Source organism: Pedobacter duraquae (genome assembly GCF_004362245.1).
Classification (GTDB): domain Bacteria; phylum Bacteroidota; class Bacteroidia; order Sphingobacteriales; family Sphingobacteriaceae; genus Pedobacter; species Pedobacter duraquae.
Window position 1 is genome coordinate 193,173 of record NZ_SNWM01000004.1, and the last position, 15,135, is coordinate 208,307.

General features: G+C 40.0%; 12 protein-coding genes. 4 read left to right on the forward strand and 8 right to left on the reverse strand.

Annotation, left to right across the window (positions count from 1 at the left end; all coding sequences use genetic code 11):
- Window positions 1-2: 2 nt before the first annotated feature.
- Window positions 3-518: a GNAT family N-acetyltransferase gene (locus tag CLV32_RS16410; protein WP_133557495.1), complete on the reverse strand. Its 516-nt coding sequence runs from the start codon at window positions 516-518 to the stop codon at window positions 3-5.
- A 345-nt stretch (window positions 519-863) separates the two neighbouring features.
- Between CLV32_RS16410 and CLV32_RS16415 the strand changes: the two genes are divergently transcribed.
- A complete protein-coding gene (locus CLV32_RS16415) occupies window positions 864-1,685 on the forward strand; it encodes an alpha/beta fold hydrolase (RefSeq protein ID WP_133557497.1) in 822 nt (273 codons plus the stop codon).
- A 73-nt stretch (window positions 1,686-1,758) separates the two neighbouring features.
- Here CLV32_RS16415 and CLV32_RS16420 read toward each other — a convergent pair whose 3' ends face one another.
- Window positions 1,759-4,335, reverse strand: a complete 2,577-nt coding sequence (locus CLV32_RS16420) for a TonB-dependent receptor (protein WP_133557498.1) — start codon at window positions 4,333-4,335, stop codon at window positions 1,759-1,761.
- A gap of 228 nt (window positions 4,336-4,563) precedes the next feature.
- Complete coding sequence (locus CLV32_RS16425; protein ID WP_133557500.1) at window positions 4,564-5,328, reverse strand: SDR family NAD(P)-dependent oxidoreductase; 765 nt, start codon at window positions 5,326-5,328, stop codon at window positions 4,564-4,566.
- A gap of 174 nt (window positions 5,329-5,502) precedes the next feature.
- Here CLV32_RS16425 and CLV32_RS16430 point away from each other — a divergent pair, with 174 nt between their 5' ends.
- The gene (locus CLV32_RS16430) at window positions 5,503-6,345 is read left to right on the forward strand and encodes a helix-turn-helix domain-containing protein (RefSeq protein WP_133557502.1); all 843 of its coding nucleotides are present in this window, start codon (window positions 5,503-5,505) and stop codon (window positions 6,343-6,345) included.
- A gap of 14 nt (window positions 6,346-6,359) precedes the next feature.
- Here the strand turns inward: CLV32_RS16430 and CLV32_RS16435 are convergent, their stop codons facing one another.
- Window positions 6,360-7,547: a redoxin domain-containing protein gene (locus CLV32_RS16435; protein WP_133557504.1), complete on the reverse strand. Its 1,188-nt coding sequence runs from the start codon at window positions 7,545-7,547 to the stop codon at window positions 6,360-6,362.
- 117 nt (window positions 7,548-7,664) lie between these two features.
- Between CLV32_RS16435 and CLV32_RS16440 the strand changes: the two genes are divergently transcribed.
- Window positions 7,665-9,137, forward strand: coding sequence for a sensor histidine kinase (locus tag CLV32_RS16440; RefSeq protein ID WP_133557506.1), 1,473 nt, complete (start codon window positions 7,665-7,667; stop codon window positions 9,135-9,137).
- The gene (locus tag CLV32_RS16445; RefSeq protein ID WP_133557508.1) at window positions 9,130-9,813 is read left to right on the forward strand and encodes a response regulator transcription factor; all 684 of its coding nucleotides are present in this window, start codon (window positions 9,130-9,132) and stop codon (window positions 9,811-9,813) included. Before CLV32_RS16440 ends, CLV32_RS16445 begins: the two co-directional genes overlap by 8 nt.
- Before the next feature lie 12 nt (window positions 9,814-9,825).
- Here the strand turns inward: CLV32_RS16445 and CLV32_RS16450 are convergent, their stop codons facing one another.
- The 4 genes from CLV32_RS16450 to CLV32_RS16465 all read right to left on the reverse strand — a co-directional run bounded on the left by CLV32_RS16450 (window position 9,826) and on the right by CLV32_RS16465 (window position 15,135).
- Window positions 9,826-10,167, reverse strand: coding sequence for a HopJ type III effector protein (locus CLV32_RS16450; RefSeq protein ID WP_133557510.1), 342 nt, complete (start codon window positions 10,165-10,167; stop codon window positions 9,826-9,828).
- Between the two features lie 117 nt (window positions 10,168-10,284).
- Window positions 10,285-11,319, reverse strand: a complete 1,035-nt coding sequence (locus tag CLV32_RS16455) for an LLM class flavin-dependent oxidoreductase (protein WP_133557512.1) — start codon at window positions 11,317-11,319, stop codon at window positions 10,285-10,287.
- Window positions 11,316-12,299, reverse strand: a complete 984-nt coding sequence (locus CLV32_RS16460) for an ATP-grasp domain-containing protein (protein ID WP_133557514.1) — start codon at window positions 12,297-12,299, stop codon at window positions 11,316-11,318. The genes CLV32_RS16455 and CLV32_RS16460 overlap by 4 nt, the downstream gene beginning before the upstream one ends.
- 163 nt (window positions 12,300-12,462) lie before the next feature.
- Entirely contained in the window at window positions 12,463-15,135 is a 2,673-nt protein-coding gene (locus CLV32_RS16465) for a M14 family zinc carboxypeptidase (RefSeq protein WP_133557516.1), read from the reverse strand.

The window sequence follows — 15,135 nt, forward strand, 5'->3', positions numbered from 1 at the left end:
TGTCATGAATGTGGTACTTGGATTTCGAACAAACTGAATGACCCTTCCTTGTAATGTTCAGGGAGATCTGTCGTCCATTCTATTTCACTTATTCCTTTATAGGTAAAGCCGCAACTGGAATAATAGGCATTGATTCGTTCGTTTCCGCTGTGGGTATCAAGTCTGATAAATTGCTGACCATGCTCATTAGCGTAAGCTTTGGCCCACGCAACTATTTTCTTGACATAAGATCTCCCTCTGAATTCTGGATTTGTTGCTATCCGGTGAAGGTAAATAGCAGAATCCTCATTAGCATCTTTCCAGATAATCGGATCATCGTGCGTGATTAAAAAAGTGGCAGCAATTTCTTGATCCTCACGAATAATAAAATGTCTTCCTTCGACTATTTCGCGCTCTACCTGACTACGTTCGAAACCTTTCCAACTTTTGTTGTTTACTGTTTTCTGATAGGCTGTTGCCAGGTCATATATCGCGAATATTTCTACTATATCATTTAATGTACTTTTCCTAATAACCATACTCAACAACTTTAGAACAAATAAACTAGCGCTACTCCAAAAGTATAAACAATTAAACAGAGTAGCCTAATTTTGACGATGCTCCTGAGCAATTTTAACACAGGAAAGCATGAAATAAATGCAATTCTCGGGAGGGTAACGTAAATCGACGAAATATCGTAACTTCACAATAGTAAAAAATGAGCTATTTATTTGATAAACAGAATCTTACTATTAAGGCATATATGTTGTATTAGGTGGTGCGATGCACTGGAGACGTTGCATTACAAAGATTTCCACCGATTAAACTGAATATAAAAAAACAAAATATACAAACACTTATTCTTAATCCTAAAATTTAAAACTATGAGTACCATTAAAGTAAAAGACGGAACCGAAATCTATTACAAGGACTGGGGCACAGGTCAGCCTATTGTGTTTCATCATGGATGGCCATTATCCGGTGATGATTGGGATGGGCAAATGATGTTCTTCCTGAATCAAGGTTACCGGGTAATTGCGCATGACCGTCGTGGTCATGGAAGATCCGGACAATCCTCAGAAGGAAATGACATGGATACTTATGTAGCCGATATCGCTGAATTAACTGCAGCTTTAGACCTTAAAGACGCAATTCACATCGGCCATTCTACCGGCGGTGGTGAAGTAATCCGTTACGTGGCGAAACATGGTAAAGGCCGTGTGGTAAAAGCAGTATTGATAAGCGCTGTAACACCAATCATGGTACAAAGTGAAAGTAATCCGGAAGGTGTGCCAATGTCTATTTTTGACGAAATCCGCGAAGGTACAGGGTTTAACAGGGCGCAGTATTACCATGATTTCCCTACAGCTTTTTACGGGTATAACCGCGAAGGTGCAAAAGTATCTGAAGGCGTTAAGCACAACTGGTGGAGACAGGGAATGATGGGTTCAGTTTTGGCTCATTATAAAGGTATCAAGGCATTTTCGGAGTCGGATTTCACCGAAGATCTTAAAAGCGTTGAAATTCCTGTTCTGGTATTACATGGCGAAGATGATCAGATTGTTCCTTATCCTATTTCAGGCCCTAAGGCAGCAGCTCTTCTACCCAATGGCAAATTGATATCTTATCCAGGCTTTCCTCATGGAATGCCGACTACGGAGGCTGAAACGATCAATAAAGATATCCTGGAATTCATTAAGGGCTAGCCTAAAGGCAACTATTAACAATTACCTATATATGAAAGGGCCCGGTCGGGCCCTTCCTTTTAACCCATATAACTTAGAATTTTAAACCTATTGTGCCAACATACTGACGTGGCATCATCGGAGATACACTTCCTAGGCCAACCCAATATCTTTCGTTGTTAAGATTATTTACCCTTAAACCAAATGAATACTTAGCCTTGTCGTAAGAAAGTTTTGCGTTGAATACTTTATAAGATGGGATGATGATTGCTCCATCTGGATTCAGATTAACGGCTAAAGTTTCACCGACATAATTCCCTCCAGTACCAATACTGAATCCATTTAGTGGCGTGGTTTCATTGAAGTGATAGTGTATCCAGAAATTGAACTGATGCTTAGGTCCAGATCCCGCAGGTCTAAGCCCTTCGATTAATGCATCTGCTTTTGTCATTTTACTATCGTTATACGCATACCCCAATAAAATATTCAGTTCAGGGATTGGATTTCCAAGGATTTCCGCTTCAATACCCCGACTTACCTGAGTACCATCCTGTACACTAAACAGCGGATGTGCGTAATCTACCCGAACCTTGTCATCCACCTTAATATCATAATAACTAACGCTGCTGGTAAAATGGCCGTCAAAAAAGCTGGTTTTCACTCCTGCTTCCCATTGCATTGCCTGTTCAGGTTTAAAAGCTGTTCCATCAAAACTAGTTCCTTCCTGATTGGTAAAGCTGGTCTGGTAGTTTCCGAAAAAAGAAACTTTATCTTTAACCGGCTGATAGATCAGACCGAATTTAGGTGAAAATGCCGTTTGATTATAGTTGCCTTTGTAAGTATCTGTGATACCGTCATAAGTGCCCTTATTTTGGAAACGGTCAATACGGATACCTGCCGAGGCAATGATCTGATCGGTGATGTTAAGTACGTCATTAACGTAAGAGCTATAAACACTTTGATTATTGCCAAAATTTGTTTCCGTAACGGGATTCTTTTGTAAGGCATCATCTAATCGTACCGCATTAAAATTATAGTAATTTGGTGCGTTGCCAGAAACTTTTACTTGGTCGAACATATTATCTAGTGGAATCCCGAAAAGGCTTCCCATGAAGTTCCTGTAGATAGACGTTGTTTTCAAGTGGTAATAATCAAGTCCTACAACCATTCTATTACGTAAGGCTCCTATTTTGAAATCGCCGATAAAATTCTGCTGAATCTGTTGAGTTTCAAGACTGGCATTACTTTTTCTACCATTTCTGGTAAAATAATCCGCTCCTGCTGTACCAAAAGTCACTCTTCCTGTAGGCAAACTGGCAACGAGTGCAGGTACTTCATTTGGAACAAGGATAAGATAGGTATTGAATCCATCAGAGTTACCAGAACCAAAAATCATGGATGTTACAGAATTCCATTGATCTGATATTTTGTAATGGACCTCAGCATTCATATTTAAAGAACTCATCTTCGTAGTCAGGTCATTAGATGTATATGAGCGATACGGGTCAAGGTTGAAATCCTTAATGTTGTTTGACCCGAAAGTCTGCTTTATGGTTGTTGGTGCAGAGGCGATGATTGCTGCCGCTGTGGCATCCGGAACACCAAATCCTTTGAGCACACCTGGCAGATAGCCTTTAATATAACTCGGACTTAAACTAAAAAGAATTCCTCCGCCCTGTCCACCATCTTCACTTCTGTTAATCTCAGCATTCAAATTAATTTTAATACGATCGGATAATTTATAGCTAAAAGATGGTGCAACGAAAACACTTTTACTAAATGCCCCGTTGTCCTGGAAAGTATTTCGGTTTTGCACTGCAACGTTCAATCTCGATAAAAATGTCTTTTCTTCATTCAATGGAGAATTCACATCTACAGCCAGACGGTGGAAACCGTAGCTTCCTCCGGCATACTCTACTGATCCGCCAGTGTAATCGTATGGTTTTTTGGTAACCCTATTAATCAACCCACCATAAGAGCTGATGATATTTCCAAAAAGTGTAGCAGAAGGTCCTTTAATTACTTCGATCTTTTCCAGATTGGCAACGTCTGCAGAACTAGCCATGTTATTTGCAAGTCCATTTAATGCCCTGATCTTGGTTTGGAAACCACGACTACTAAAGCTTGTACCACCATAATCGATGGTATTTTGAAAACCACTTCCAGACGCAATGCTAATTCCAGGCACATTTTTTACCGCATCTTCCAGTGTGAAAATCTTTTGTTGAACAATAAGCGCATTGGAAATACCTGTATAAACCTGAGCATTCTCAATACTGCTGAGGGGCATCTTACTCACATATTCACTTGACGACGTAACTACTGGCTTGTTGCCAGAGACAGTTACCTCGTCAAGTTCATTTGATTTTGAACGGATAGTAACGTTTACAGTTTGAGAAACACCTGCAACAACAACGAACTGTTTGTTTGTTGGATAAAACCCAATTCCAGAAACTGTAAGAACATATTTACCACCCGGAATTTGTGCTATCGTATAGTAGCCCAGACTATCTGTAGCTGAATTTAGCATTGTGCCCTTAATAGAAAGGGTTGCAAATGGAGCCGGCTTATTGTCGGGCGTGGTAATTTTACCTGTAATTGAACCGACACCTTGTGCGCCAGCGCAGATTGCAGTAAAAAATAATAGGAGCGAAAGTAGAATTTTCTTCATTTTGAACGAGCTATTTGATTTGTTTTAGGTTTTTTGCTTATTTAGACTAATTTTAAACAAAGTAACGAAGCAAATCTTTATTCTCCAAATTTAATTCTGCTCGAAAAAATAAAATCGGGATTCTAGGCATGTTTACAGCCTTTAAATCCCGATTAATTCTGAATTTATTCTAGTAGCTTATTGATATACAGTCTCGTGTATCTTATTTAGAATCTCTGTAACCCCAATTTAAATAAACATACCTCCAGAAACTTCGATCCGTTGGGCATTAACCCAGCGGGCATCCTCTGTACATAGAAACGCTACGGCCCCACCAATGTCTTCTGCGACAGCAGTTCTGCCCAACGCAGTTACGCTACTCATTAATTGTTGAAGTTGTGCGTCATTCCTAAGATGTCCATTTCCAAAATCAGTCATGACGGCTCCCGGTGCTATTACATTTGCTTTGATACCACGGGGTCCTAATTCTTTTGCAAGATATTTGGTGAAAACCTCTATTGCCCCTTTCATTGATGCATATGCTGAAGAGCCTACCGCTGAAACGCGTGTTAACCCGGACGAAATATTTATAATACCACCACCATCCTGCATAATTGGAATCATTTGCTGAGTTAAAAAAAACACACCCTTATAATGGATGTTTAATAACTCGTCAAACATTTGTTCTGTCACTTCGGCAAATGGTGCATACCCTCCTATCCCCGCATTGTTGACAAGATAGTCGAATGTAGAACTGGAAAATTCTTTCTCTAATGTTGATTGCAGTTGTAGAGTAAAATCATCAAAGCTTTTTATAATTCCGGTATTAAGCTGAATTGCCGCGCATTTTCTGCCCATCTGCTGAATTTGAGCTACTACCGCCTGTGCATCGTCAATTTTGCTGTTATAGGTGATCACAACATCAATGCCTTTTTCTGCAATGCGTAAAGCCATATCTTTACCCAATCCCCGGCTACCGCCAGTAATCAAGGCAATCTTAGTTATATTATTCATGTCTTTTTTGTTTTATTACAAATATGGGCGTACAAAGGTTGTTCCTGTTTGCAACGATCAATCTGTTATTTGCATATTTCAAACATTTATTATTTCTTTTGATATTTAACCGTGTATTTATAATTTAGGATCAGGATGATGCAACATTTACAATTTTAAAGAGTCCTATTGTCGATGCTAAAAATTGAAACCATTCAGCCGCGGGAAGAACTCCGGGAGTATATTGATTTCTACTACCTGATTAGAAATGAATGTGCCGATTTTAAGAATACCCATTATTCTTTTCCGCATACTGTTAATGCCGTTACGATTTATAAAGAGGCGGCGTTTTACAGCTCTTTCACAGAATCTAATGTTTCACATGATAGTGCTAATAATTTCATTACTGTACTTCAGGGCAAACGCCAGCTTCCCCTAAAGGTTAACATTGCGGGAAAAACCGATCGGATATGTATCTGGTTTAAACCGCTTTGGATTAATCATTTTATAAACGTTCCATTATCTGATGTTATGGGTAAAACGAGTAAAAGATTTACCAATTGGGATCAGGATCCGGCATATCTGACCTGCCTGAAAGCATGCTTTGAAAAACAAGATGCCACTCAACGCATCCACTGTCTTGAGGAATTTATGCTCAGCAAGTTGCAGCCGTTAAATACAGACAGGTTAAATAAAGCACTTCAGCTTCTTTGTGATTTTGAAAAGGCTTACACAATTGATGAAATCGCCAATGATCTCGCAATGTCGATTAGAACGTTTAACAGAACTTTTAAACAAATGATCGGTGTATCTCCGGTAGAATACCGGAGCATAGCCCGTTTCAGGCACTCTATGAACGACAAGTTATTTAGCTCAAGTTTAAAAAAGCTAACAGATATCGGACACAACAGTAATTTTTACGACCAGTCCTATTTCATTAAAATGTACAAAAAGTTAGCTGGATCTGCACCCTCTGATTTTTTCAGTGCGATAGAAAAGTTAGGCGACGATAAATTAATATTTCAGTTTCTAACCTAGTACCCATACTCAATCTAGCGCGCCTGCTCGTAAATATACAGTACATCGAGAAGGCGCTCTTGTTTGCTTAGCCCGAGCCCCATGCTAGCTAATATATCAAGCAGGCTCTGGGGATTTTCTGGCTGGAAAGAGAATTTGATATCGAATTTTTCTGTATTCCCTGTTTCATCTTCAACCAATTTGTTAATACCATAACTTTCGAGAAATCTAGCGAAGTCGGCCATATTAATTGCTTGCTGATCTATTGCTCCATGTCTTGCGAAATAGGTTCTTTTGCCCGCTTTAGTTTTTGTAAGTCTGTTGAATTTGTTCTGGTCTACAATTTTTAAGACTTGCACTTCTTTTTTTTGCAGCTCTATCTTAGCTTGTAAGTCAAAACGACTGGCAAGCTCCTTTTTCAATGCCGGTAACAATTCTTCTGCAGTGTTGGTGATGATGTCGAGGCAATACACAGGGGCACCTTTTGCTTTAGTTGTATTAACCATTCTGCTATAAGGAAAGTTGCCATATGCGATGGCGTATAAAGTGCTTAGCGGGAGATTAATGCACGTAAGTCTGCGTCGATTAAAGATGCTATCCGTTAACCAATTGTCGCTTAAACCGGGACCGCCTTTTATTTCTCCCTGCATCAAAAAACGGCTGCGTATAGTATCATTGGCGAAAAAATTCTGTTTGATCAGATCTTCATGACTAATTAAGTTATCCCTCTTTTCTGGTAAATGTACTTTTAAGCCCCTGATCAAACTGTCAATTACTTTTTCTGTGACTGCCTCCGGGTCTGTGGCGGCAATTAGTTTTCCATCCGGTCCAATCAGAATAGCATGTGGAATGAGCTGGTGTGGAAATTGTGTTGCAATGGTAGCAGAAGCATCAGACGCAAACCAGAAGTTAGCTGGTTTAGTTGTTATGAATTGTTTAACTCGTTTTTCTGATTCGTCAGTCACCGCTATAATCTGCAGGTCTCTTTGGAATCTGGTCTGCAGTGTTTTTAAATGTGGCATGGCCACAATGCATGAGCCGCACCATGTTGCCCAGAATTCAATTATCACAATCTTTCCCTTTAATTTACTTAAACTCGTTGAGTTCTGTGGTGCATTTAATAATGTGCTGAAATATAAATCAGAAACCTTATCTCCATTTTTTATTTGCGCATTAATAATCATCGGGAACAAGATCAGCAAGACCAGCAAAGATTTTTTCATGTTTTTTCTTTCAAATTTAGTTGCGTTGAACAGAGTTATGAGTTAATTGCTGTTAACGAAAGTTAATTAGTGTAAACTACGATCGAACGTCAACAATAATGATGTAATTTTAGGGCAATGAAAAGAACAATTGTTCTCATCGTGGTTCTAATGTCCATCTGCGTAAGCGGAATCATTGGTTTACAGTTATTCTGGAACTACCAGAGTTACAAAAATACGGTGCAGTTTTTCGACCATAGTGTGAATGAAGCGCTTGTAAAAGCTGTTGCAAAAGAATCATTTAAGCGTAAGCAGGGTATTGTTAAGCAGTTTGAAAACTGGCTTGCTGATACTTCGGTTGTAACTATAACTGCCGACCATAATAATAGAGATAGTGCCACCGTTTTTCACATACAAGACACTCACCCGAGATTTGTTGAGGATTTACATAGGCAGACACAATTTGGCCTAAGTGATTTCAAGGAACGCCTGAATCACATAACGCCAGCCGCCAAAAAAATAGTGATTAAACATTTTGCTGGGCGTATATTGATGCAGGATTTGGAAAAAGGTATCGTATACAATTACACCCAAACTTTAGGCGATAGTCTGAAAAAAGCATTTTATGCAAGCCGTCCCAGTTTACACCTTATAAACCAATATTTTAAGGCGGAGCTATTAAAGAAGAATATCAAGGCTGACTTTGTATTGAATCCTGGCAAGCAAACATCCTTACATTTAACAAATAAAGTAAATGCTGACTTCAGAAAGCCTTACCAAAGTGTCTTGATATATGCCGGAATAGAACATCCTGATAATTACTTTTTTAAGGCAATGAAATGGGTAATCATAACTTCATTGCTACTTATACTTATCACCATTGGATGTTTTTACTACACCGTAAAAACACTTTTCTCCCAACACAAGTTGTCGGAACTCAAAGATAACTTTGTAAGCAACATGACTCATGAATTAAATACGCCAATAGCATCCATCAAAATAACTGCAGAGGCTTTAAAAAGATTTAAACATGACTCAGAAACCCGTGAAGAATACCTCAATATTATAAGTTATCAGGCTGATAGGCTGAGCAATTTAACAGATCAGATTTTAAACACTGCTGAACGTGTTAATTCCACGGATAGTTTTGAACTACTGAATCTTTATCATGTAATTCAATCGGCAATTGGGGATATGGAGCCTGTACTAAAAGATGCAAATTCGAATTTGGATTTTAAGGCTTCGATCAGTGATGTGGATGTATATGGTGACCGGGGAATGCTGTCAAATGCACTGGTCAATTTAATTGATAATGCTTTAAAATATACTAACGGTACGCCAATTATTACAATCTCGCTTAATTGCATTGATAATATCGCATTTATTTCTATCGCCGACAATGGTATTGGAATTCCCTCAATCTACAAGGATCAGATTTTTGATCGTTTTTTTCGCATTCCCAATGGTAACTTACATAATGTAAAGGGCTTCGGCCTCGGGCTTAGTTATGTCAAGCAAATAGTTACGAAGCACAAAGGGTTCATAGATTTTAGAAAAAATGATCCGGAGGGAAGCATTTTCACTATTAAGTTACCTATATATCATGGATAACATTAACTTATTATTGGTAGAGGATGAACCGTTCCTTGCTAAAGTAGTTAAAGACAGTCTGGAACAACTGGGGTATTGCGTCACACACGCAGCGGATGGTAGAAAAGCATTCAGTCTATTTCAGAATCATGTTTATCAGTTATGCATTATTGATGTGATGTTGCCTCATACTGATGGATATACATTAGCTAAGCAGATTAGGGCTGTGGGCTCGTTAGTACCTGTCCTTTTTCTTACAGCACGCACCACCACAAATGATGTAATTGAAGGTTACCAAAGCGGCGGAAATGATTATCTAAAAAAGCCTTTCAGTCTCGAAGAATTATATCTGAGAATAGCGGAACTTTTAAAAAGAAATTCAGGTAACAACATTCGAGCTGAATCAGCAGTCCGGATCGGTAATTATCTATTTGATCCGAACAGTCAGACTGTAAAACTTGGAAATTCTGAAATTCAGCTTTCTTTCCGCGAAACACAATTGTTAAAGCTATTATATGACCATAAAAATGCTGTTCTCGAACGAAAAACTGCACTAATATTATTGTGGGGCGACGATAGTTTCTTTAATACGCGCACGATGGACGTCTTCATCAGCAGACTGAGAAAACATCTCAAGAGTGATCCGAATGTTCATATTATTAATTTAAGGGGAATCGGTTACAAACTGGTCATTTGAGCTCTTCGGACTCTATTTCTCAGTCAATGCAGTACCTTCAAAAACAATCCCATCCCAGCCGTTCGCCATAAACTGTCTGATATTTTGATGGTCTGTCCCTTCTGGATGGTTGAGCACCGAGGCGTAATGTTCTGCAAATAAATACAATGTATCTGAAGCCGGTAGCTGGTTCATTTTAGCAAAAGCGAAAACTTTTGCACTACCTTGGTTCTGGGTAGCTTCGTTGTAAGTTTCTCCGTTTTTAAATGCTGTTGGCTGGTGATGATAATGTTTTTCTATCAAACTGATGACTTCGTGAAACGATGTAGATCCGGCTTTCAAATTTAGTAGCAATGCATTTAGTTCTTCTCTCATTCAGATTTCTTATTTGATGCGAAGTTAAAACAACTGAACTAATGATCATAAAATAGCCTGGATAATAATTTACAAAATATTATTATCCAGGCTTAATTAATGATATAAATGTGAATCTTAAGCTAGCACGTTATCCCTTTGTATAATTGTGTCGGCAAATCGTTCCATTTCTTCTAATTGCGGACTACATTGTAATAAAAAGAAGTTGACACCTGCTTTTTCAAATTCACCTATACGGTCCTGAACTTGTGCTGGTGTACCTGTTAGACCGCTTCTCAAGCCCCTATTTGATACTGAATAATCATGTAATGACAGTTCACTTTCTAATTGGGTACCTGAAATCCACTGCTGGTAATTTTTGTAACCCGAAGTCCCCTCCTTAACATTGGTAATGCGTTCGAGTTCTTTTTTTACCTCCTGGTCAGTATTGCGTATGATACTATAGGCCGCAACGCCAAACTGCATCGGCGGTAATCCTTTTTTGTCACGTCTCTCAGTAAGGTCCGCAATACGACGTGCAATCAATTCAGGAGAATCACCATGCATAACATAGCCATCACAGGTAGAGGAGATCAGATCTTTTGCGGCTTCGGATTCTCCACCAGCATAAATTGGTGGACGAGGATTGGAAATCGGTTTCGGCTGTAGAATGTTGTCTTTAACCTTGTAATACTTTCCGTCAAAGCTAAAATTGTCCATCTTCCAAACATTGTCAACTACCTCCAACCATTCTGCGGAGCGGGCATACCGATCATCATGCTGCTCAAAATTTACCCCAAACTTTTCTGCCTCATCTTTCCACCAGGAAGACACTAAGTTAAGAGAGAGTCTGCCGCCGCTGATATGATCGATATTGGCTGCCTGTTTTGCCAGTAATGCGGGATTGTGAAATGTTGGCCTGACGGCGACCATCAATTCCTGCGTTGTTGTTACCGCCGCAAGCGCAGCAGCTGTTGACCATGCATCCAGTGATGGGGCATCTTCGCCTTTGATATCGTTCAGATTGAGCTCGGCAATGAGTGCGAGATCAAAACCAATCTCCTCACTCCTGATGGCCAAACGTTTTACATAATCCCAGGTGGGCTGCATATTTTCGTCCTCGACGTTGCGCAGCCATCCTCCAAAAACTGGTAACCAATATCCGTATCTCATGCCTTTGTATATGTTGTTTCCGTTCCATTAACTGTTTCAAGCTGCTCCTCTAAAAAGTCGACCAATCTTTCGTGCGGGTTAAAGCCAATTACATTCACTGCATCTGCAACAAAATTTGAAAGGGCATTAACATCATAGTACAATACTTCTCCATCGCGGTCATCTATTATATATTCGATACCCCCTACATCAATACCACTTTCCTGGACGATACGCTCGATATTTGCGATAATTTCGGCTGACGGTGTGAATGCTTCCACTTTCAGTCCGTTTTTTGGTGCATCCAGCGCGCAAGCGTTGCGCACTAAATCCTGGCCTGTTGTGGTTTGGCATATATCTGCTGGACATAAATTAAAGCTTTCGCCATTGGTATACACTCTGATTCCATAAAGGTATTTTCCACCTAAAGTTTCTACTCGGGTTATATATCCACCTCTGGCGGGAATAAATTCCTGTACCAGAGCCGTATGATCAATTCCAAAGTCAACTCTATTTTCTTGTACTGCAAGCTTAACTTCTTCGATAGAATCAAATTTTTCTATTCCCGCACCGCTACCACCGATATTCGCTTTAATTACGATTGGGAAACGCAATCCATCTGCTGCATTTTCGATTTGAGAACTGTGATTTACGACTCTTGACTTGGGATAGCTGATACCCAATTTTTCCAGTAATAGTAACTGAAGGGCTTTTGAAGTCTCGTAGGTAAATGCTTTGTAACCGTTAATGACACGCACACCATGCGCTTCCAGGAATTTAAGGTAATTCAGGGTATAAAATGTACCCTGAATGCCATCTCTCAGATAAGCTGAAGGGCTCATACGGTTAAAGAACAGGTCAAAAGCTGGCTTGGCGCCTTCTATGGCAAAAAAATGCTTGGTCGGATTTGTTGTCTCGAAAGGTATATTCCGTTTTTGCAGTTCTGCAAATAGGGGCTTGAACCAATCAGGTTGTTCATAAGATATCGCTATTGCACTCATAATTGTGTTTATTACTATAAAGTATATCGGATTACTAGATTTAATTCAAAGGTAGTATTCAAATTGACAAAAAGTATAGCTGAACAACATGTATTTAGTATTTTACAGATACACGACTTATGTTGCAGCGATACTTTTTGGCAAAAAGAGCGATAAGAGCTGGTTACCTTCCTCCACCTAGCAGATTTCCAAAAAATATCGCATTTAGGAATAATCTGCTGGTTCCCAACCAATAGCCCCTGTAGGTTGGATCATCAGCAAAGAGGACAACTTCACCACCACCGCTAGCAGTAGCAATGATCGCCGCAGAATTGGCAACTTTAGCGATGTTTGCTTTGGAAGAATATCCATTGATAAACGGTTTCGCAGTGTACTGCGCCACGGTGGCATATTTGTTTGCGCTAGGTAGTAGCAAGGTCGATCCATTCTTATTGATGAACAATTTTCTAGAAGTGACACCAAAGGCGATGGGATGCGTAATATCCAGGTCAGATAAGAAAATGGCTCCGTTGATTCTTTTTGATCCTTCAACATCTTCTTGTCTGGCATAATCCAGCCTTTCGGAAGATGGTCTGGATTGTTGCGGACGTATCTCTGTTACAGCGGCTTTTACCCCTTCTTTTTTTACGTCTTCCGGTTTTTCTGTTGGAGCTGGCACAGGGGCAATATCACCCCTTCTGCCAAAATTCTCCGTTTGAGACAGTTTTTCTTTTACGATATCTTGCTGAACTGCCCAGGCAGTAGCAGTTTGAAAAGTAATCAGTGTACCGCCATCGTTCACCCAAGCTTTAATTTTATCTACCGTTGCTTTATCCCATGCGCTATAGTTTCCGCCTGGCAATACCAATACGTTGTATCGGCCCAATGCTGCTCTGCCAAAACTCTGCAAATCCAACTTGGTAACCGGGAGGTTAAGCTGCTGATTCAGTAAAAACCATACCTGACCTGCTTCTGATGATGTTACGCCCTGGCCAAAAGCAAGCGCTACCTCTGGTTTGCGCAGCGATCTGATATTGCTGCTTCCAAGGTCTATCCCTTCTGCGCTGAATCCGCTGGAAACGGAAGTAATTTCAATGTTGACGGTCTTGGCAACAGTATTCAAGGCGGCGTACAGGGAGTCAGCCGAAATGGTTTGTCCAACAACAGGAACTACAAGAGATCCTGGTAAATATGCCTTTTTTCCAGAAGGGGTATTTGCCGCGAAAGATTTGAATGCAGTTTTTACCAAAATATTCTTTAGTTGCAACTGGTAAAGCGCCTTAGTAAAATTATAATCACTCGAATTAATTAAGTAAGCATAACCAGACCTGTCCCCTGTCAACTTCCCGGTTTCAGCCGCCAGTCCTTTCACCTGCGCCCCCTTACTGAATGCAGTTGGGATTTTTGCGTACTTAAGTCCATAAGCATGGATAATGCTCCAACCTGTATTATCGTAAAAGATGCTATCCTTTAGCGAGTTTTCTTCAAAAATAGAATGAACAATCAAGAAATTAGGTTGTGCTGATGGTACAACATATGATTTTCCTTTCTCAAACGTCTTTCCTTCCTGGCTAATATTATCCGATGTTTCATATACTTCAACATGATGTTGAAGCAACAACCCTAGAAATTTCTGAGTCAGTGTCACATCATTTTTGTCGCCAAATACAAATCCTTTAGCCGGGTTTTTCTGTCCTTGTTCCAAAGCGTACTTGAAAAAGTCCTTTTGTACTTTAAAAAGACCTGCTTTTTCAGCAATAGCACCGCTAATCGTAGAAAAACTGGTGGCCAAGTGATTACGGATTGTAAAAGCAAATGTAAGCGGTCCGTTTGTTGACTCCTGAAGAATACCCCGTGAACTTGCCTGTTCAAATGTGGCAGCTACAGATCCGAAAAATTTAGGATACGTAGAACCGTAAATCGGCGACAGGTTATCATAATTTTCCTTGGTAAAATATAAAGAACCAATATCATCCAATGCCTTAGCATGGTATTTGGCTAGAATCACCTGATATTCGTATAGGAATTGTGGAATAATAGGGCTTTCATGGCTTTTCGGCGTTGGCTCGAAATAGTACGTTGCATTGGTGCCCTGCTCATGAAAATCGATCTGCACATTAGGGTACCATTGGTGGAAGAACGTCAATCTGTTACGACTTTCCACCTGAACAAGATTTAGCCAGTCGCGGTTCAGATCGGTAAAATAATGGTTAGTCCGACCTCCTGGCCAGCCTTCCTGATGCTCTTTATCCAACGGATCTCCAACAGCAGGAAAAGAATGATAGGAATTTACCCATGCTGCAGCTCTGTCACGACCGTCTGGATTAAGTGATGGGTCAATAAATATAACAGACTCATTCAGCCATTTCTGAGTTTCCGCATCATTACTGGCAGCAAGGTAATATCCGGTCAGCAGACTTGTTTCAGTGCTGGATGTCTCGTTTCCATGTACACCGTACCCGAGGTGGATAATAATCGGTGAACTATTGGTCAAGGCAGGGGTTGCAGGATCAATTTGCTTAAGGTGTTCTTGCCTAATCTGCTCCAGTTTATTATAATTGGCCGGGGCCGTGATGGTCACAATTATCTGCTCACGCTGCTCATAAGTCTTTCCTATACCTTGTACATGTATACGATCTGACACCTTTTCTAATTGACGGAAATAAGCAACCACCTGATCATGTCTGGTAAAATATGTTCCAATGGGGTAACCCAGGAATTGCTCAGGTGTTGGAATTTTAGGATCTAACTGTGTGGCTTTCGGAAAAAAATAACCGTTCTGTGCCGATACCTGCTGTTGTATCCCGAAAGTACCAAGTACAATCAGGATCCTGGTAATAGTTAAGCGTATTTTCAT